This window comes from Nonomuraea sp. NPDC049649, from assembly GCF_040675175.1.
Classification (GTDB): domain Bacteria; phylum Actinomycetota; class Actinomycetes; order Streptosporangiales; family Streptosporangiaceae; genus Nonomuraea.
On sequence record NZ_JBFAOH010000032.1, the window covers coordinates 15,497 to 32,866 of the forward strand.

A 17,370-nucleotide genomic window follows, 5' to 3' on the forward strand; every position below is an offset into this window, starting at 1 on the left:
ACCGGACTGACCGTCCGACACCGCCACCATCTCGTCCACGCGTGGAATCCCCGGGCTTCAGCGCGGGGAGGATGTCAAACGGCGATGGCGATCTTCGCCCGGGCGTGCCGCTCCTCGAAGTGGCGCACCGCCTCGGGCACCTCGCTTAGCGGGTAGACGCACTCCACGGCCGGGCGGACCGCCCCGGACTCGATGAGCTCCGCCAGCGTCACCAGGTTGCCGGCCTGCGGCGACGCCATGTACCAAGAGATCTTGGGTTTGATGAGGGGCGACCGCACCATGAACCCCATGCTGCGGCCCAGCGGCCCGAACCACCGGCTGCCGCCGCCGGACGACATGACGAGCACGCCCTTCGGGGTGAGGACGCTCACCAGCTCCTTCAACGAGCGGTTGCCCACCAGGTCGAAGATCAGGTCGTAGCGGTCTCCGTGCTGGGTGAAGTCCTGGCGCGTGTAGTCGATCACCTGGTCCGCGCCGAGTGTGCGGGTCTGTTCGACGTTCTTGGTGCTGCACACGCCGGTGACTTCGGCGCCCAGTGCCTTCGCTATCTGCACGGCGAACGTGCCCACCCCGCCGGACGCGCCGTTGATCAGGACTCGCTGCCCGGCGGTCACGCCCCGCAGCCCGCCCAGCGCCGTGTTGCCCGCCACGGGCACCGTGCCCGCCTCCTCGAACGTGAGGTTGCCCGGCTTGGCGGCCAGCCGATCCTCCCGTACGAGCGCGTACTCGGCATAAGCCCCGGCCCAGACCTCCGCGTACACCTCGTCACCCGGGCCGAACCGGGTCACCCCCGGCCCGGCGGCCTCCACCACGCCGGCCAGGTCGTGACCGGGCACCGAGTGGCGGGGGCGGCGCAGGCCGAAAGCCAGTCTTCCCAGGTAGGGCATGCCGCGGGTGGTGGCCCAGTCGCCGAAGCTCACCGATGATCCCCGTACGCGGACGAGGACCTCACCGTCACCGGGGACCGGCCGGTCGGCCTCGCCGACCGTCAGCACCTCCCGGGGAGGGCCGTAGATTCGCTGGGTGATCGCTTTCATGCCGTCCTCCTCCGTAGCGCCCTGACGAAACCGTTCACGCTGTCGTTCAGGGCCATGAGCACCACGGCGATGACGACCACCCACACCACCACGCCCTCCGGCCAGCCCATCGCCGTGAGGAACGCGTCGTTCAGCAGCAGCCCGCCCGCCGTCACCCAGCCGCCGAGCACGGCGAACGCCAGCCCCATCACCGCGTTCGCCACCGCCTGCGGCACACCCCAGCCGAGGTAGTAGCCGACCAGGTCGAAGCCGATCCGTACGGCCGCGAACACCACCGCCAGATACAGCCAGCCGGACTCCCACAGCCCCGGCGAGATCACCGGGACCGGCCCGTACAGCTGGACCAGCACCAGCAGGCAGATCAGCACCGTCGCGATCGACGTCCCGCCGACCAGCGACAGGCGGTCGATCCGCTGCGCGGGCAGCTCCGGCAGCATGGCCGGGACCCAGCGCTTCAGCCGCCGGTCACGTGCTTTCGGGACCCGCTGGACGGCCGCGAACACCGCCGTCACCCAGAACGCGACGTGCATCGCCACCGTCAGTGCCGTCCCGGCCGCGTCCCACAGCACCTGACCGACCGTCCCGCCCCCGGCGAAGCCCGCCGCGCTCGCGCCTACCAGCACCAGCGGGACGGCGGTGGTCAGCAGCGTCTTCAGCAGGCGGGTGTAGCTCAGGTAGAGGCCCGGGCCGATCAGGTACAGCGGGCGGCCCGCGTACTCGGCGGACAGGCGCGCCGGGTCGCCCAGCGCGGTGAGCGCCTCCACCTCCGCCTTCTCCTCGTCCTCGTCCGTACGGAGCCGCACCTCGACGGCGTCCGCGATCGAGGACCGCAGCTCCCGCTCGATGTCGTCCCGCTGGCTTTCGGGGATGCCGCGCAGGACCTCGGCCACGTAACGGTCGGTGAGCGTCGTCATTCGTCGTCCCTGAGCTTGGAGAAGGCGGTGTTCAGCTCGTCCCAGTCGCGGGACAGGATGTCGGCCAGCGCGGCGCCGTCGGGGCTGGTGACGTAGTACTTGCGCGGGCGTGACTCGTCGGTGTTCCACTCGGCGGTCAGCAGGCCCTGTTTCTCCAGGCGGCGCAGCAGCGGGTACAGCGTGTTGGCGTCCACCGTGAACCCGCAGCTCTCCAGCGTCTCCAGCAGCGCGTATCCGTAACCGGGGCGGCGCAGGATCAGCAGACAGGCCAGCACGATCGTGCCGCGCCGAATCTCCTGACGGTGCGTAGCCAGTACGTCATCCTCTATCACGCCTCGCACGATACTGTGTGCCACACACCATTGGCAACGGCTTGGGTGCCGCGCTGAAGTGACAACCGGCTACCTGGGGCATCCCGAGCAGCTTGTCCCCGTCAACCCACCCCTTGCCCAGGGCATCCCTTGACCCCGTCAGCCCACCCGTCCACAAAGGCCCTCGCTGTCGCTCGGACGTTTTTCCTGGGGCCGGGCTGCGCCCGGCGGCTGTCGCCCCACGCGAGCCGCCTGAACATTCGTGGGTGAGGGGCGGGAACTCGGGCAGGCAGGTGCTTATCCGGGCCGAAATTCAGCAGGGGCGCACGGGGTGCCCGCCGTGGAAACGCGGCATCGCGTGTGCGAAATTATGTGCGGCGTGCCTGACATGCGCCCACGGGAACGGTGACAAAGGCCAACCACGGGCTCAACGCCAGCAGTCGTGAGAGTCCCACCTCCACCAGCGTGTTGCGGCCGAAGCGGAATACGCGCTGCCCGTAGGAGCGCGGATCCGCGCGGCCTGCCGCAGCCTGCTCCGGGTCGAGCGGAGACGGGCGAAGGCTCACTTTGACCGCGTAAAACGTGAGGCTGGCCAGCACGTTGAGGAACTGAATGCCGAGCCCCAGCCAGACCGCATCACGAAGCTGCACATCTTGGAGCGTCACAACGCCGAAACGGGCGAACTCGATGAGCACGCCCGCCCGCAGGAGCAGAACCGATGTCGCGGGGCGTGCCAGAGCAGGGTCCGTCAGGCTCGATGACAGCCGCCCCGGCAGGAAGACCAGCAAGGGCGGCACCCCCGAGGTCAGGGCGCCCAACCCCAGATCCCATAAGAACCCGCGCCAGGAGAAGCCCAGCAGGAACGCGGTCCCGACGCCGAGAATGAGGAGCGGGGCCGCCGCTGTAACCGCGATGACCTGCAGCTCTGTGCGTGCCTTGCCCCACTGCCATGAATGACTCTGTGGCGTGAGCCCCACGTACGCCTCCCTGGTCGCAGTCACCCACCTCAGGCGGAAACGATCTTTACAAGGCCGGCATTCCCGCGCCTGATCTTTCACGCGCCGTGAGCGGCGGTGAGCGTCCATGCGAAGTGGAGCGAGGCGGGGAAACTTGGCCGAGGTCTTCCGGCCGGAAACGACTCAGCCCGAGATCGGCTCGAACAGTCACGCGTAGATTCCAGAGCGATTCCGCGAAGTCGTGATATACGTCGTGAAATTCTTTGGTGTTCAGCCTGACGCCGGCTCTGACGGCATCGCGTATGGCAATCAGCTTTCTAAGAGCCACTTCCGCCGCTTGGGCAACGACAGGCGACGTCGTCACTAAATGACTTTCTCTGCATCTATACAGCTGCGAATCGTTCAATGCGGTTGCCGCTCGCCGTGCCGCTATGACCCGCTACATACAGTCCAGACGTACGGGCCTACCGCGGATGCAGTAGATTTCCGCGGCTCGTGCGGCGTCTGCGGCAGGGAGAGATGTCTCCGTCAGCACGATGACCGGCGACAGGTTCAGCGGACATAGTTCTAGCGTCGAGCTGCAGAAAGCGGAGGGGAACTTCATGTCCGTCCTATTGGTGCTTGCCACGCAGGCGGCCTCGCCCGTCTGTACGACGCCGGCGGAATGCGCGGGCCAGGGCGTCGACACTTTCCTCGGCACCCCTGAGCGAATCTGGGCCAGTGTGGCCGCATTGGTGGCGCTGGGCGGCGTGGTCATCGGCTGGCTGGCGCTGCGCTCCGTCCGTCGTATCGGCAACAGCGGGAAGGTGGGATCCATCGTGGCCCTGGTGGCGGGGCTGACCGGCGGGCTCAACGGCGCGGTGAAACTGGCCGTCGCCGACGGTGGTCTCGGCACCGGCAACGGAGTATTCGGGGCTGCCTTGGCCCTGGTGCTCGGGCTGGTCGGTGCGGCCCTCGGCGGGCTGGCTCTGGCCCGCTCCCGTCGCATCGAGTTGAGCGGCTGACCGCAGCGGAATCCAAGCGCGCGATGCCCGTTCACACCCCGATCGCCGCACGGCGAACCGTCCCTCGAATCGTAGAGCCGGTGGTGGGGTTGCCGAAGAGCTCAAGGTGACGGCTTCTGGCCGCCACACTTGGTCAGATGAACCACGGACTGGCTGCGGTGGTGGGACGGCTTCGGGAGACGTTCGCCCACTACCCACGGCGGCCAGTGCTCGAAGGGTGCCCGCACTGTCGTGGTCCCGTGCCCGTCCATCCGGAAGCCGGCGGCAGACCGTCACATCGCCGACTTGATGATCGAGCGCCACTTAAGGTACGAGTCAGGCGTCTCATCCTCGGGCCGCGCCTTCCGGCCAGATCACCCTCACCTTCAACCCGCGCGCACGCGCCTCCGCCACAACCTCGGCCGTACCGCCCTTACCTGTACCGGGCTGCCCGTCCCACACCGCCACCATCTCGTCGACCGACCCCATCACGGCCTCGTTGGCAGCCTCATACGCATCCCGGCTGGCGTGATCGAAGTCCATGACCCGTACACGCTGCGCGGCTTTCAGCAGCCGGTCGAACTGTTCGGCATGGTCCGGCTTCACCTTGGCCTCGCGGTAATCCCTCGACGGCAGCACCACCTCCAGAGCGCCGCCGGCCTGGAGGACGGCTTCGGCGAACAGGCTGTCGGCCCCGCGAGCGATGCACGACACCCCCACCAGGTCGTCTCCGGAAACCTCCAGGTGCGCGTGCAGCGCTTCGGCGACGAGTTGGGCCGTCGCCTGGGTCAGGTCCATGTGGCCGGTCACGCCGACGCGCATCTTCTCGCCCTTCTGCTCGCGGACGTTGGCAATGCCTAGCGTGCCAGCGTTTCGCGGATGCGCTGTCGCAACGGCGCAACAACCGGATCCTTGCGTGTCGCGATCTCCAGGTAGAACTCGCGTAGCTGCACACGAACCCGATCGGAGTGCACCCGGCCGGCGCTGTCGATCGCAGCCGAACCGACCGTCACGGCCTCATCCAGGTCGCCGTTGAGCAGATGAGCCTGCGCCAGACCCACCTGGTCGAGCACCAGCCCCCGCGAACTCGTACGCTCACGGAGCCCGACAGCACGCCCGATGTAGGCACAGGCATCGTCGGCGAACCGGCGATCCACGCGGGAAAGCTCCAGATACCGACCACCCGTCACACCGGCGAGCTCGGCGCTGTCGAAGTAAGTGATCCAAGCCGGATCGGGGTCAGCCGCTTTGACGCCCCCGAATGTGTCCTCCGCTTGCCCGAAGGCACGACGGAACGACTCGGGTCTGCCAAGCTGGCGTACGCCATAGATGCAAGAACGCTCGCACCGAACGGCTGGTCCCCGGAGGGCTTCGACGCCTGCAAGGACAGGACGTAGTACTTCTGGGCTGCGGTCTGTATGCCGCAGTCCCACGACATGGTGGCGGCGATCTTCGACAGCTCCGCCATCACCTGGAACATACCCAAGGCAGGACAGGAGATGTGACCGTGACGGTGACATCGTCGTTGGGCGCCGGCACACTCGGCGGAGCTTCGAACAGCTTGTCCTCGGTCAGCTCGAACGCCCGGCAGTAGAGCAGCGGGTAGGGATCCTTCGGCCGCCGCCCCGCCTCGTGATCTTTGATCCTACGCAGCACGGAGGCCACCTCGGGCAGCGTGATGTCGTGACCCGCCGCTCGGAAGAGCTCCGCCACCAGTCTCTTCTGCGACCATCCTCGGCTCCGCCGCTCGTGCCGTATGCGCTCGGCCCAAGAGGACAGCCTGTCTTGCCCTGTCACGTCGTCGCACCTCGTCCGGGGGAAGGTGACGCGCTCGTCGCTCTCAGTGTCCCTCAACCACATCTGTACGCACAGGGTTACTCACCGTTGTGATGGACCCGTGAATCTGGATACGGACGGCTTCTACTCCTGGGGAGTTCGCGATCGTATGGGCTACCGGGGCGCCGGAGGCGTGACCGACCGCAGCGGACGGGCGGTTGAACTCCTTTTCGCCGCTCTGCGTGATCTGTCGCCCGGCGCCACCGGTGTCATCCGGGTTGTACGACTCGACCGCCACGCCCGTAACCCCTCCTACCTGCCCGGTCAGATCGTGTTTCGCGTCGACACGGACAAGGCCACCCGTGTGTTTGTCGAGGACGCCACCCCCTACCGGAGAGCGAAGCTGATGCACACCTGGGAACCACACACCCCGCACGTCGGGCACGTACGTGTCCACGAAACCTCCTGCTGCGATGAGTACCAGTTCGCCTCGGAGGCCGGTGTCTACTTCGTGCTGCGCTGGACCGGCGACGGCTACGAGGAGACCGGGCGCGGCTCGTACGCCGCCACCGCTCGCACGCGGCTCGAACTCACCCAACATCACCGGCACGCGACGCAGGCAACGTGGTAACCCCATGCAACCTCATCGTGAGTCCGCGCCTCGATGGCGAGCACCTAGTGCGGTGAGCACGAACGTTCACCGGGTTCATGGACATGTCAGTCGAAGGCCGCCAGGATCCGCGCCTTGTAGGCCTTGGTGAAGGTGCGCCGCTTGGGCCGCTCCGGCTGCTGGGAGGTCACCCGACCGTCCTGCCCCGTCATCGCGGTCTGGTCGGCGAGGGTCATCGTCACTGTCGTGGTCGTCCTGTCTCGCCCTGCTTCATATCAGAAGGGCTCGTTCGTCCCATGTCTCACAGCAGTCTGACAGAGAGGGCATGGCTTGCGCCCCGAAGGAGTGGCTTTGGAGTTGCGGCTGCAACTATGCGTTTGTGAGCTGTCGGTGATGCACCGTTAGAGGCTCGATTTCAATGGTGTCGTCGTCAACGATGAGCTCGAGGCGGAACCGAACCCCCATTGCCGCACCAAGGCGCAGCAGTGTCGTTATATCCGGAATGCCGCCGCCGCCTTCGATGCGAGACAGGGCCGGTTGGGACATCCCTGAGCGCTCCGCTACGACCTTCTGAGACAGGCCTCGGCGCCTGCGAATCTCGCGCAACTGGTCTCCGAGCTCCAGGTCACGGCCCGCCTGCTCGTATTCGGGGTGGGGCTGCGCATCCGCTTCCATCTCGCGCAGACGCTTCGCCTTGTAGGTTTCCCAACGGCTATGACTCATCATGCGCTCCTCTCGAACACGTGCGTAGTGGTCAGGTCGTGCTCTGCCTCGCACCGCTTCTTGGCGGCGATGGCTCGGTCGATGTCGGGGGTCTGTGTCCCGTCCTGCGTCTTGCGGAAGACGGTCAGGACCACGATCACCTTGTTCGACGGCTTCCAGAACGTCAACCGCCAGGTCGTGCGGTCGAGAGCAACACGCAGCTCGTGCACCCCTTCGGCATCCTTCAGCTTCTTCACGTGGTCCCCGTCAGGGATTCCGCCAGTGACGAGGTAGTCGTCTACGTTCCGCATGACCCGCTGGTAGAGCGGAAAGGAAAGTCCGTCCAGCCAAGACTCCACCTCCGGCTCTAGGTCGATCTCCCACTGAGACATACCATCGAGAGTATATGTTCTCGATGGTAACCCACAGCAGAAACGAGTGCCAGGCCCACCCCGCGCTCTTCCACGATCTCGATTGCTCGTCCTAGTCCTCCCTTGGCGTCGACGAGTGTTGATCAAAGCCCGAACAAGCGGGAAACACTCGGTGCTGGTCGAGTGGCGGTCCGCCCCAGCGGAGGGAGTGGAAGTGTTGGCCGCCGCCAGGACCTCCCCACGAATCCAGCGCCGGGTCAGCGGACGCGCAGGTCGGCGGAGAGGGCTCGGTGGTCGGAGCCGGGGATGTCGTGGACCTGGGTAGAGACCGCCGCCCCGCGCGCGTCCGTGAGTACGTGGGAGATGGCCACCAATGGCGGGAGGGCGCGCATCGGCCAGGTCGGCTTGAGGCCGTTTCCGGTGGCCGCCGCCGCGTCCGTGTAGCCGGTGGCGAGCAGCCGCCGGAACACCACATGGTCCAGGGTCGCGTTGAAGTCGCCCGCCAGAACACGAGGTGGCCCGTCAGAGGGGGCAGGCGGCAGGTTCGACAAGCCCGCCTCCCACTCGTCCACCGTCCACGGGACCGGCGCCACCGGGTGAACGACCACCACCTCTACCGGAGCACCGCCCGGGAGCGCCACCTGCGCCACCGGCATGTGGTGCCCCACCCGCCGGAACAGGCCGGAGCGTTCCCGCAGCGGGTGGCGGGCGTAGATGCCGCTGCCTTCCGGGCCGCGCGGCATCGGCTGGGTGACCGCGTACGGCAGCAGTTCCTTTAGCCCGGCCGCCGTGAGCCGTTCCCGCGCCGACCAGGTCAGCTCCTGCACGCTGAACACGTCGATGTCGAGTTCCCGTACGAGGTCGACGACGGTCTGGGCGTCGGCCCGGCCGCCGTTGAGGTTGGCGGTGAGCAGCCGGAGCGGCCTTCCCTCAGTCGGGGCCGAGCTGGGGATGGCGCGGGGGATCACGAGCCAGGCCAGGCAGACGCAGACCGCCAGGAGGATCGCCGTCGCCGCCCGGCTCCGCATGAGGAGCGCCCACGCCAGCGTGAGCAGCGCCGCCACCGCGAAGTACGGGGTGAACGACACGAGAGGCACCAGGAGGGGCCCGAACTCCAGCCCGCCGAGCCGCACCGCCGTCCCGGCGGCGAACAGCACCGCAACTACGACGAGGAACCGTGACCGCCGGGGCCGCACCCGGGCCGGTTCCTCCGCAACCTTGAGCACGGCCACGAACTCTAGGTGGCCATTCTTAAACTCTGATGAGCGTCAGGCGGGGGCGGGTTCTGATGAGCGTCAGGCGGGGGCGGGTTCTGATGAGTGTCAGGCGGGGGCGGGCTTTGATGATCAAGCGGGGGCGGGCTCTTCCACCAGGGCGACCCGGACGGCCCCGGGGTCGTCTCCGGTGAGTGGGATGGCGAAGACCGCCGTCCGGGCGCCTGCCCCGTAGACGATGAATCGGGTGCCGTCTTCGTCCCAGGTCTCCCGTACGTCCGAGGAGAGGTAGGCGGACGCCGAGCAGTAGGCGGGGCTGCGGTAGAGGAGGCGGAGCGAGGTCTCCAGCGGGACCTCGCGCGACGGCGGCACGGCGAGTGGTCTGCGCAGCTGTACGAGGAGGCGGCGCAGGGGCGTGAGCCAGTAGGTGTCCAGTTCGGCCGAGAGGACCAGCAGGATCGCGATCTCCGCTACGACGAGCGCCGCGATCGGCGGATGCGGGCCTGCTGGGAGGGACAAGAGGGCGGCGGCGAGGAGGAGGCCCGCCCTGCCGAATCCGCGCCGGTCGACAGGGCGGGAGTGGGTGCCCAGGCAGCCGCACGACGAGGTGGGTGCGGCGAGGCGGGCGTAAGTCAGGTAGGCGAGGAAACCGGCGGCGAGCACGGCTGCCGCGGCGCCCTCGGCGGGGGAGTGAGGCGGCAGCGCCAGGGTGACGGCCACCGCCACTTCGACGAGTCCGACGGCGGCGAGGGCCGGGATCGCGCGCGCCTGGCCGACGAGCCGGGCCAGCGCGGTCTGCCCGGCCTGCGCCCGCATCCGGCGGCTGAACAGCTTGAGCAGCCCTGCCCAGCCGAGGAAAAGAGCGAGTACGTACGGCTGAGACGCGGCGATCCCCTGCATGCTGCCTCCTCAGTGGTGATGGGGGGTGGCGAGTGCGCGCTGCTGGGACGCGGCGGTCCCCTGCATGCGCTGCCTCGTCAGTGGTGAAGGGGGTGGTGAGGAAGAGTGCGAGTGCGTGCGGCCATCCCATGCACGCGCCGGCTCCTCAGCGGTGAAGGGGGAGGAGGGCGATCCCTTGAGGGCCGCCTCCTCAGTGGGGGGAGAAGACGGTGGCGATGTCGACTTCGTTGGTGTCCGGGCGCCAGGCGCCGAGGATCTGGACGTGCTGGCTGACTTTGAGCATCGACAGGTCGGAGGTGGGCGGCGCCTCGGCCCGGATCGCGACGGATTTGCCGGGCACGACGTGGCAGAGCACCTCCTTGCCGTGGTGGTCGAGGTGGAGTTTGCGGTCGGAGATGTTCTTGATGTGGCCCTTGATGTTCACGATGTTCAGCCAGACCGACTCGGCGGCGAGGACGCCGTCGGGCATGAGGACGCCGCGGGCGTAGAGGCCGTCGCCCGGCTGGGCCGCCTCGAAGGGGACCGGGCCGAGTTTCCACAGGCTGGTGCCGTTCACGACCCGGATGGTGTGGAAGACCATGTTGGAGCCGAGCACGAGCAGCGTGTCGTCTTTGATGGTGCGGATGCGGCCTTCGGCGAAGTTGGGGTCGGGGGCGCCGGGTTCGGCGTCGTATGACTTGTCGGCGAAGGCGGCTTCCGGTCCGAGGGAGCCGAGCGCGGTGGCGGCCACGACGGTGGCGCCGCCGCCGAGCACGGCGGTTTTGAGCAGGTTTCTTCTGCTGGTCATCGCCGCCTCCTCAGCCGGTCGCGATCTCGCACGGCCGCAGGCCGGCGGAGAGGGAGGCGATGCGGCTGAAGGCGGCCGGGGTGAGGTCGATCAGCCGGTTGTTGGCGCAGGTGGAGCCGCAGCAGCTGCGTTCGCCGCAGAACAGGTCGGTCTGCGGCCCGCAGTCGGCGATCGTGGTGACGACGCTGCCGCCGCCGCAGAGGGATGTGGTGCGGTGCCGGAAGCCGCAGGTCCGGCGGGACAGGCCGACGCCGCACCGGTCGGGGCGGGTGATCGCCCAGCAGGCGTCGGAGGTGTTGGGCCAGGCGTGCTGGAGGCTGCCGGAGTTGCAGGTGCCGCAGGCTCCCTTGCCGGTGCTGCTGCACGGGCCCCAGGCCGTGCCGCAGCAGAACCAGGAGACTTCGCCCCTGACGGGTCCGAGTAAGTCGGCGGGCGGGTCGGCGGACTCGCTTCGGGCCATGTCAGCTCCTCTCTCTGAAGGTTTTTGACTTGATCTATGAATAACATGTAAGAATCTTCCGTCAATGCCCTCTTTGGGGCGCGGCTCGCGGGTTGGGGTGAGTGTCCTGGTCAGGCGCTGATGCGTGCTTTTCTGTACCAGTGTGGTGACGGTGTGTTCACGAGCTGGTGTGATATTTGGTGATTGCGGTATTTGTCGTGGCAGGATTACGGACGATGGCCGAGTCAGGGGTGGGGCGGCGAAGGCATAAAGGAGTGCTTATGCCGATTTATCGCGATATGAGGGGTCTGACCGAAAACGTGGGCGGGGATTCCCCGCGGAGCGGGCCGACCGCATTGCGCATATTGGTGGGGTCGCAACTGCGGAGGCTGCGCGAGGAGAAGAAAATCACCCGTGAACAGGCCGGATACGCCATCCGCGGGTCGCATTCGAAGATCAGCCGGATGGAGGGCGGGCGCTGCGGCTTCAAGGCCCGCGACGTGGCCGACCTGCTCACCCTGTACGAGGTCGTGGACCCGGCCGAGCGCGCGCCGCTGCTCCTGCTGGCCCGGCAGGCCAACCAGCCGGGCTGGTGGCAGGACTACCGCGACGTCGTCCCCGACTGGTTCGAGGATTATCTCGGCCTGGAGCACGACGCCGAGCTCGTTCGTACGTACGAGATCCAGCACATCCCCGGCCCGCTCCAGACGGAGGAGTACGCGCGCGCCGTCATCGCCCGCGGCCAGGAGGAGCCGGGCGAGCGGATCGAGCAGCGGGTGGCGCTGCGGATGCGGCGCGCGGAGCTGCTGGCGTCGTCCGGGCGGCGGCTCTGGGCGATTGTGGACGAGGGCGCGCTGCGGCGGCTGGTGGGCGGGCGCGACGTGATGCGCGACCAGCTCGGCCACCTCGTGGAGATGGCCGGGCTGGCCCACATCACGCTGCAGGTGCTGCCGTTCAGCGCCGAGGTCGCGCTCGGCATCGGCCCGATCACCCTGCTGCGGTTCTCGCAGGCCGAGCTGGACGACATCGTCTACCTCGAACAGCTCGCCGGGGCGCAGTACCTCACCAAGGACGTGGAGGTGCGCCCGTACCGGCACCTGCTGAACGAGCTGAGCGTGCACGCGCCCCCGCCGGCGGAGACGCCGGAGATGCTGCGCACGATCATGGACGAGCTGTGAGTTCTACGGCTTGCGGGCGACGCCGACCAGTGCGTCCACCTCCTTGAGATCGGCCAGCGGGTCGGGGTCGGGCCGCCAGAGCGGGACGGACACGATGCCGGGTTCGACCAGCTCCAGGCCCTCGAAGAAGGCGGTGAACTGCTCGCGGGTGCGCAGGGCGTACGGGACGGCGTCGGTCTCGTTGTAGTCGTCCTGGGCCTGGTCGAGGGATTCGCCGGTGACGACGTTGACCCCGTCCCACAGGGCGAGGTAGCTGCCGGAGGGCAGCGCGTCCATCAGCCGGGCCACGATCCCGTGCGCGTCGTCCTCGTCGCTGATGAAGCCGACGATGCCCATCAGCATGAGCGTGACGGGCTGGGTGAGATCGAGCGTCTTGGCCGCGGCGGCGATGATCGTCTCTGGCTCGCGCAGGTCGGCCTCGATGTAGTCGGTGGCGCCTTCCGGGGTGCCGACCAGGAGCGCGCGGGCGTGGGTCAGCACCAGCGGGTCGTTGTCCACGTAGACCACCCGGCAGGTGGGGTCGGCCCGCTGCGCGACCTCGTGGGTGTTGTCGACGGTGGGCAGCCCCGTGCCGACATCGAGAAATTGCCGCACACCTGCCTCGTTGACCATGTAACGCACGATTCGTGCGATTAAGTGACGAGAAAGTCGCGCGATATGCACAATGTCCGGAAATGCCGCGCTGAACTGGTCACCTGCCACCCGGTCGACGTCGTAGTAGTCCTTGCCGCCCAGCCAGTAATTCCACATCCGGGCGGCATGAGGGGTGGACGTGTCGATACGGGAGCCGGGGGGAGGGGGTTCACCCGTCATACGAGTTTCTCCTCTTGTGTCGGGATACGCTGATTCAACGTAGCGACGAACCCCTCCCTTTTTCCAGCGCCGTTTCAGAGCGCGTCGGTGCTCTGCGCGGCCTGGTAGACCCGCATCGCCTCGTCGCCGAAGAACGGGCCGAACATGAAGCCGGGCGCGAAGTCGTACGTGAAGCTGTTGACCGAGTTCAGCATGCCCAGCCCGGTCTGCTCGTTGAACCCGAGGAACCAGCCGCCGCCGCTCGACCCGCCGGTCATGTTGCAGCGCACCCCCTGCCCCCGGGTCGCCACCGGGTCGTTGAACGCCCGCCCGCTGCAGTAGATCAGCCGCGAGCCGTCGAACGGCGCCGCCGCCGGATAGCCGAACAGGAACATCTGCTGCTGCCGCGCCTGGTTGAACGCCACCCCCTGCCCGCCCACGACGTCCGTCAGCGTCCGCCCCTCTAACGGGGCGACCACGGCGGCGGCGATGTCGAAGTTGATGTCCTCGCGGGCGTTCCACTGCTGGGTGGTGAACAGCCGGGTCGCCACCCAGGTGCCGAACGGCCGCCGGCCGTTGTCGAACGCCGGCACGAACGCCACGTTGCGGTGCGCCGCCCCGTTCAGCTTGACGCAGTGCCCCGCCGTCATCACGACGCTCTCGTTGGCGCTGGTCACGGCCGTGCCCGAGCAGGAGGCGTTGGCGCCCTGGGCGGTGGTGAAGAACAGCCGCCCGCTGGTGCGCACGACGGCCCCGCCGTCGGTCCAGCGCAGGCCGCGGCTGTCGGGCACGGCGGCCTGCCGGGTGGCGCCACCGCGCGTGGACCCCTGGGAACGCCAGGAGTTCCGCTGGTTCGCCCGCGCCGACGTCCCTCTCGCCGACCACGGCTCGCCGCGGCCGGGCCGGCTCGACCGGGCCCGCCGGGGCGCATCGATCGTGTCCATCGGCTGCGCGGCCAGCATCCGCTGCGTGGTCCAGTACTGCAGGACGTTCCTGCGCTCCGACGACGAGTCCGCGCCGGACCACCGGACCGGCCGGTGGTCGGCTGCCTGCGCCTGTGCGGGGACGAGTGTCCCCGCCAGCGCGAGCGCGGCGGCGGAGAGCAGGGCGACTCTGCGGTGCATGAAAACCTCCCGAAGACCGGAATCTGCCGTCAGGAGGTACGCACGAACCGGCTCATCTTTCTCAAACCGATCGCAGCTGGGTATGGCAGCAGCCCAAAAGATCATGACTTTGTCCGATCAGACGCGGAAGTCGGTCATGTCCCCGTGATTAGGCCCTCCTCGACCGGCGAAAGCCGAGTTACATTCACGGTGTTTCGCTGTCACCCACCCCCTCACGCTGACCGAAGGGAGAGGCATGAGAGCGAGAACCGCGATCGCGGCCATGACTGCTGCGGCGATCCTCATGCCCGCCGCGGCCGCCCAGGCCGCGGAGACCACCAGCGCCCCGCCCCCGGACGACCGGTTCCAGAAGGTCACGCTCAACGACCGCCCCGGCGAGCCCATGGACCTGGCGGTGTTACCCGACTCCAGGGTGTTCCACACGACCAGGAAAGGCGAGGTCTGGTTGCACGACCCGAAGACCGGGCTCAACACGCTCGCCGCCGACCTCGACGTCTACCAGCACGACGAGGAGGGCCTGCAGAGCATCGCGATCAGCCCCGGCTTCGGGCGCGGCTCCAAGAAGGACGACTGGGTCTACCTCTACTACTCGCCGCCGCTCGACACCCCCGTCGACGACCCCGCCACCCCCGAGGTGAACGAGGGCGACGCCCCGTTCACCGGCGCCCCCGAGGACTTCGAGCCGTTCCAGGGCCTGATCCGGCTGTCCCGGTTCCGCTTCACCGGCAGCACCCTCGACCTGCGCACCGAGCAGCGCATCCTGGACGTGCCGGTGGACCGGGGCATCTGCTGTCACGTCGGCGGCGACATCGTCTTCGACGCCGAGGGCAACCTCTACCTGTCGACCGGCGACGACACCAACCCGTTCTTCTCCGACGGCTACACCCCGATCGACGAGCGCGCCGACCGGAACCCGGCCTTCGACGCCCAGCGCAGCTCCGGCAACACCAACGACCTGCGCGGCAAGATCCTGCGCATCAAGGTGCGCGACAACGGCTCCTACGCGATCCCGCACGGCAACCTCTTCAAGCCCGGCACCCCCGGCACCCGGCCGGAGATCTACGCGATGGGCCTGCGCAACCCGTTCCGCATCGAGCTGAACAAGTCCACCGGTGATTTGTACGTCGGTGACTACTCGCCCGACGCGGGCAGCCCGAACCCGGCGCGCGGCCCGGCCGGCACCGGAAAGTGGACGGTCATCCGCGAGGCGGGCAACTACGGCTGGCCCTACTGCGCGACCGCGCGCCTGCCGTACGTCGACTACGACTTCGCGACCGGCGCATCCGGCGAGACCTTCGACTGCGCCCGGCCCGTCAACGACTCGCCGCGCAACACCGGACTGCGCGAGCTGCCGCCCGTCGTCCAGCCCGACGTGTGGTACTCCTACGGCCCGTCGGCGGAGTTCCCGCAGCTCGGCACCGGCGGCATCGGCCCGATGGCCGGCCCCGCCTACGCCTTCGACCACCGCAACACGCGCGGCCGGGACGCGGTGGGCTGGCCGCGCCACTACGACGGCGTCCCGCTCTTCTACGAGTGGACCCGCGACTACGTCAAGGCGTTCCACCGGGGCGGGCGGATCGAGGACGTGCTCCCGTCGTTCGTCTTCGACAACCCGATGGACATGGAGTTCGGCCCCGACGGCGCGCTCTACGTGCTGGAGTACGGCGACGGCTACTTCCAGGAGAACCCGGACGCCCGGCTCTCCCGCATCGACTACATCGGCAACACCGGCAACCACACCCCCGTCCCGGCCGCCACCGCCTCGGCGACCGCCGGCCGCGCCCCGCTCACCGTCCGGTTCACCAGCGAGGGCACCGCGGACGCCGACGGCGACCGGCTCCGGTACGCGTGGGACTTCGACGCCGACGGCCGGGTCGACTCCCGCCGCCCCGACGGCTCGTACACGTTCACGGAGAACGGCCTGTACGAGGCGACGCTCCGGGTCAGCGACCCGAGCAGCAGGTCGGCCGCGACGTCGGTGCGGATCGTGGTCGGCAACGACACCCCGGTGGTGGAGTTCGTCCGCCCGGCCGACGGCGACCGGTTCAGCTTCGGCGACGTGGTCGAGTTCGAGGTGCGGGTCACCGACGACCAGCCGGTCGACTGCGCCCGGGTGACCGTCGACTACATCCTCGGCCACGACGACCACGGCCACCCGCAGACCACCGCCCGCGGCTGCACCGGCACCATCCAGACCACCGAGCCGGGCGGCCACGACCCCGAGAACGACAACCTCACCGGCGTCTTCGTCGCCAGCTACAGCGACCCCGGCACCGGCGGCCTGCCCGAGCTGACCGGCACCGACCAGGTCGTGCTCCAGCCCACCCGTTAGGAGATCCCCATGTGCTACGGCTACGGCCCCAGCAGGCGCTCCCTGCTCGCCGCCGGGCTCGGCGCCGGCGCGGCCGCGCTCGCCGCCGCCTCGCCCGCCGCGGCGGCGCACCCGCACCACCCCGGCAAGGGACGGCACCGCGTGCCTCCGGGTCAGATCAGCATGCAGCTCTGGACCGTACGAGACGACCTCGCGCAGAACTACGACGCCACGCTCGCCTACCTCGCCGAGATCGGCTATCCGCGGATCGAGGTCGCGCTCGGCTATTTCGGGCGTACGGCCAGGCAGCTCCGCAGGTTCCTGGACGGGCTCGGCCTCAAGGCGACCTCCAGCCATGACGACATCAGCCCGGACGACGCCGCCCTGCACACGAAGATCGAGAACGCGCTGACGCTCGGCCAGACCTACATGGTCGTGCCCTACCTGAACTCCGACAGCCTGGACCAGTGGAAGGCCTGGGCCGAGCGGATGAACGTGGAGGCCCAGGCCGCCAAGAAGGCGGGGCTGCGGTACGGCTACCACAATCACGCGCACGAGTTCACCATCGACCTCGGCGGCGGGCGGACCCCGTGGGACGTGCTGACCGCCGAGCTCGACCCGCGCCTGGTCCACCTGGAGATCGACATCTACTGGGCGGTGACCGGCGGCGTCGGCCGGGGCGCCCGCGACCCGGTGCGGTTCGCTATCGACGTGATCCGGCGGGCGCCGCAGCGCGTGCTGCAGTACCACGTCAAGGACCGCCACCTCGACGGCGACATGGCCGACCTGGGGACGGGGACGATCGACTTCCGCCGCGTGTTCGACGCCCACCGCGTCCAGGAGTACATCGTCGAGAACGACACCCCGGACGTCACACCCCGCCGGACGTCCGAGGTCGGCTACCGCTACCTGCGCGACCTGCGCTACTGACCCCGGCACGGGCGGATCCCGCGCGGGGTCCGCCC

The 17,370-nt window shown here is 68.6% G+C and carries 21 protein-coding genes; 5 read left to right on the plus strand and 16 right to left on the minus strand.

Annotated features, from left to right (window positions below; translation table 11 throughout):
* Nucleotides 1–74: 74 nt before the first annotated feature.
* The 4 genes from AB0J42_RS29000 to AB0J42_RS29015 form a co-directional block, all read right to left on the minus strand.
* Nucleotides 75–1,037: an NAD(P)-dependent alcohol dehydrogenase gene (locus AB0J42_RS29000; protein ID WP_364299891.1), complete on the minus strand. Its 963-nt coding sequence runs from the start codon at nt 1,035–1,037 to the stop codon at nt 75–77.
* On the minus strand, nt 1,034–1,951 hold the full coding sequence (locus AB0J42_RS29005; protein ID WP_364299893.1) for a permease prefix domain 1-containing protein: 918 nt from the start codon (nt 1,949–1,951) through the stop codon (nt 1,034–1,036). Before AB0J42_RS29005 ends, AB0J42_RS29000 begins: the two co-directional genes overlap by 4 nt.
* Nucleotides 1,948–2,283 (minus strand): PadR family transcriptional regulator, encoded by a 336-nt coding sequence (locus AB0J42_RS29010; RefSeq protein ID WP_364299895.1) that lies wholly within the window; start codon nt 2,281–2,283, stop codon nt 1,948–1,950. The genes AB0J42_RS29005 and AB0J42_RS29010 overlap by 4 nt, the downstream gene beginning before the upstream one ends.
* A gap of 347 nt (nt 2,284–2,630) precedes the next feature.
* On the minus strand, nt 2,631–3,239 hold the full coding sequence (locus tag AB0J42_RS29015; protein ID WP_364299897.1) for a hypothetical protein: 609 nt from the start codon (nt 3,237–3,239) through the stop codon (nt 2,631–2,633).
* Between the two features lie 515 nt (nt 3,240–3,754).
* On the opposite strand from AB0J42_RS29015, the gene AB0J42_RS29020 reads away from it, so the two are divergent.
* Nucleotides 3,755–4,222, plus strand: coding sequence for a DUF6223 family protein (locus tag AB0J42_RS29020; protein ID WP_364299899.1), 468 nt, complete (start codon nt 3,755–3,757; stop codon nt 4,220–4,222).
* A gap of 324 nt (nt 4,223–4,546) precedes the next feature.
* On the opposite strand, the gene AB0J42_RS29025 is transcribed toward AB0J42_RS29020, so the two are convergent.
* The 3 genes from AB0J42_RS29025 to AB0J42_RS29035 form a co-directional block, all read right to left on the minus strand.
* Nucleotides 4,547–5,023, minus strand: a complete 477-nt coding sequence (locus tag AB0J42_RS29025; RefSeq protein WP_364299901.1) for a hypothetical protein — start codon at nt 5,021–5,023, stop codon at nt 4,547–4,549.
* Between the two features lie 35 nt (nt 5,024–5,058).
* Complete coding sequence (locus AB0J42_RS29030) at nt 5,059–5,358, minus strand: hypothetical protein (RefSeq protein ID WP_364299903.1); 300 nt, start codon at nt 5,356–5,358, stop codon at nt 5,059–5,061.
* 310 nt (nt 5,359–5,668) lie between these two features.
* Nucleotides 5,669–5,914, minus strand: a complete 246-nt coding sequence (locus AB0J42_RS29035) for a hypothetical protein (RefSeq protein ID WP_364299905.1) — start codon at nt 5,912–5,914, stop codon at nt 5,669–5,671.
* A gap of 184 nt (nt 5,915–6,098) precedes the next feature.
* Between AB0J42_RS29035 and AB0J42_RS29040 the strand changes: the two genes are divergently transcribed.
* A complete protein-coding gene (locus AB0J42_RS29040; RefSeq protein ID WP_364299907.1) occupies nt 6,099–6,608 on the plus strand; it encodes a hypothetical protein in 510 nt (169 codons plus the stop codon).
* 86 nt (nt 6,609–6,694) lie between these two features.
* On the opposite strand, the gene AB0J42_RS29045 is transcribed toward AB0J42_RS29040, so the two are convergent.
* The 7 genes from AB0J42_RS29045 to AB0J42_RS29075 form a co-directional block, all read right to left on the minus strand.
* Entirely contained in the window at nt 6,695–6,823 is a 129-nt protein-coding gene (locus AB0J42_RS29045) for a hypothetical protein (protein WP_364299909.1), read from the minus strand.
* Nucleotides 6,824–6,956: 133 nt separating this feature from the next.
* The gene (locus tag AB0J42_RS29050; RefSeq protein ID WP_364299911.1) at nt 6,957–7,313 is read right to left on the minus strand and encodes a helix-turn-helix transcriptional regulator; all 357 of its coding nucleotides are present in this window, start codon (nt 7,311–7,313) and stop codon (nt 6,957–6,959) included.
* Nucleotides 7,310–7,681: a type II toxin-antitoxin system RelE/ParE family toxin gene (locus AB0J42_RS29055; RefSeq protein WP_364299913.1), complete on the minus strand. Its 372-nt coding sequence runs from the start codon at nt 7,679–7,681 to the stop codon at nt 7,310–7,312. The genes AB0J42_RS29050 and AB0J42_RS29055 overlap by 4 nt, the downstream gene beginning before the upstream one ends.
* Before the next feature lie 236 nt (nt 7,682–7,917).
* The gene (locus tag AB0J42_RS29060; RefSeq protein ID WP_364299915.1) at nt 7,918–8,886 is read right to left on the minus strand and encodes an endonuclease/exonuclease/phosphatase family protein; all 969 of its coding nucleotides are present in this window, start codon (nt 8,884–8,886) and stop codon (nt 7,918–7,920) included.
* A gap of 120 nt (nt 8,887–9,006) precedes the next feature.
* Nucleotides 9,007–9,774 carry a MauE/DoxX family redox-associated membrane protein gene (locus AB0J42_RS29065; RefSeq protein ID WP_364299917.1) on the minus strand — a complete coding sequence of 256 codons (768 nt, stop codon included), beginning with the start codon at nt 9,772–9,774 and terminating at the stop codon, nt 9,007–9,009.
* A gap of 190 nt (nt 9,775–9,964) precedes the next feature.
* The gene (locus tag AB0J42_RS29070; RefSeq protein WP_364299919.1) at nt 9,965–10,561 is read right to left on the minus strand and encodes a cell wall protein; all 597 of its coding nucleotides are present in this window, start codon (nt 10,559–10,561) and stop codon (nt 9,965–9,967) included.
* A 10-nt stretch (nt 10,562–10,571) separates the two neighbouring features.
* A complete protein-coding gene (locus AB0J42_RS29075) occupies nt 10,572–11,021 on the minus strand; it encodes a hypothetical protein (protein ID WP_364299921.1) in 450 nt (149 codons plus the stop codon).
* Between the two features lie 347 nt (nt 11,022–11,368).
* Between AB0J42_RS29075 and AB0J42_RS29080 the strand changes: the two genes are divergently transcribed.
* A complete protein-coding gene (locus AB0J42_RS29080; protein ID WP_364299923.1) occupies nt 11,369–12,178 on the plus strand; it encodes a helix-turn-helix transcriptional regulator in 810 nt (269 codons plus the stop codon).
* Between the two features lie 3 nt (nt 12,179–12,181).
* Here the strand turns inward: AB0J42_RS29080 and AB0J42_RS29085 are convergent, their stop codons facing one another.
* On the minus strand, nt 12,182–12,991 hold the full coding sequence (locus AB0J42_RS29085; protein WP_364299925.1) for an SAM-dependent methyltransferase: 810 nt from the start codon (nt 12,989–12,991) through the stop codon (nt 12,182–12,184).
* 74 nt (nt 12,992–13,065) lie between these two features.
* On the minus strand, nt 13,066–14,094 hold the full coding sequence (locus tag AB0J42_RS29090; RefSeq protein WP_364299927.1) for a peptidase: 1,029 nt from the start codon (nt 14,092–14,094) through the stop codon (nt 13,066–13,068).
* 235 nt (nt 14,095–14,329) lie between these two features.
* Here AB0J42_RS29090 and AB0J42_RS29095 point away from each other — a divergent pair, with 235 nt between their 5' ends.
* Nucleotides 14,330–16,426 carry a PQQ-dependent sugar dehydrogenase gene (locus AB0J42_RS29095; protein WP_364299929.1) on the plus strand — a complete coding sequence of 699 codons (2,097 nt, stop codon included), beginning with the start codon at nt 14,330–14,332 and terminating at the stop codon, nt 16,424–16,426.
* A gap of 9 nt (nt 16,427–16,435) precedes the next feature.
* Nucleotides 16,436–17,335, plus strand: coding sequence for a sugar phosphate isomerase/epimerase (locus tag AB0J42_RS29100; RefSeq protein WP_364299931.1), 900 nt, complete (start codon nt 16,436–16,438; stop codon nt 17,333–17,335).
* Nucleotides 17,336–17,370: the final 35 nt, after the last annotated feature.

Bases quoted from the DNA above. Each gene is read 5' to 3' on its own strand.
- AB0J42_RS29000 (WP_364299891.1), bottom strand. From the start codon at position 1,037: ATGAAAGCGATCACCCAGCGAATCTACGGCCCTCCCCGGGAGGTGCTG.
- AB0J42_RS29005 (WP_364299893.1), bottom strand. From the start codon at position 1,951: ATGACGACGCTCACCGACCGTTACGTGGCCGAGGTCCTGCGCGGCATC.
- AB0J42_RS29020 (WP_364299899.1), top strand. From the start codon at position 3,755: ATGACCGGCGACAGGTTCAGCGGACATAGTTCTAGCGTCGAGCTGCAG.
- AB0J42_RS29025 (WP_364299901.1), bottom strand. From the start codon at position 5,023: ATGCGCGTCGGCGTGACCGGCCACATGGACCTGACCCAGGCGACGGCC.
- AB0J42_RS29045 (WP_364299909.1), bottom strand. From the start codon at position 6,823: ATGACCCTCGCCGACCAGACCGCGATGACGGGGCAGGACGGTCGGGTG.
- AB0J42_RS29050 (WP_364299911.1), bottom strand. From the start codon at position 7,313: ATGATGAGTCATAGCCGTTGGGAAACCTACAAGGCGAAGCGTCTGCGC.
- AB0J42_RS29055 (WP_364299913.1), bottom strand. From the start codon at position 7,681: ATGTCTCAGTGGGAGATCGACCTAGAGCCGGAGGTGGAGTCTTGGCTG.
- AB0J42_RS29065 (WP_364299917.1), bottom strand. From the start codon at position 9,774: ATGCAGGGGATCGCCGCGTCTCAGCCGTACGTACTCGCTCTTTTCCTC.
- AB0J42_RS29070 (WP_364299919.1), bottom strand. From the start codon at position 10,561: ATGACCAGCAGAAGAAACCTGCTCAAAACCGCCGTGCTCGGCGGCGGC.
- AB0J42_RS29075 (WP_364299921.1), bottom strand. From the start codon at position 11,021: ATGGCCCGAAGCGAGTCCGCCGACCCGCCCGCCGACTTACTCGGACCC.
- AB0J42_RS29085 (WP_364299925.1), bottom strand. From the start codon at position 12,991: ATGACGGGTGAACCCCCTCCCCCCGGCTCCCGTATCGACACGTCCACC.
- AB0J42_RS29090 (WP_364299927.1), bottom strand. From the start codon at position 14,094: ATGCACCGCAGAGTCGCCCTGCTCTCCGCCGCCGCGCTCGCGCTGGCG.
- AB0J42_RS29095 (WP_364299929.1), top strand. From the start codon at position 14,330: ATGAGAGCGAGAACCGCGATCGCGGCCATGACTGCTGCGGCGATCCTC.
- AB0J42_RS29100 (WP_364299931.1), top strand. From the start codon at position 16,436: ATGTGCTACGGCTACGGCCCCAGCAGGCGCTCCCTGCTCGCCGCCGGG.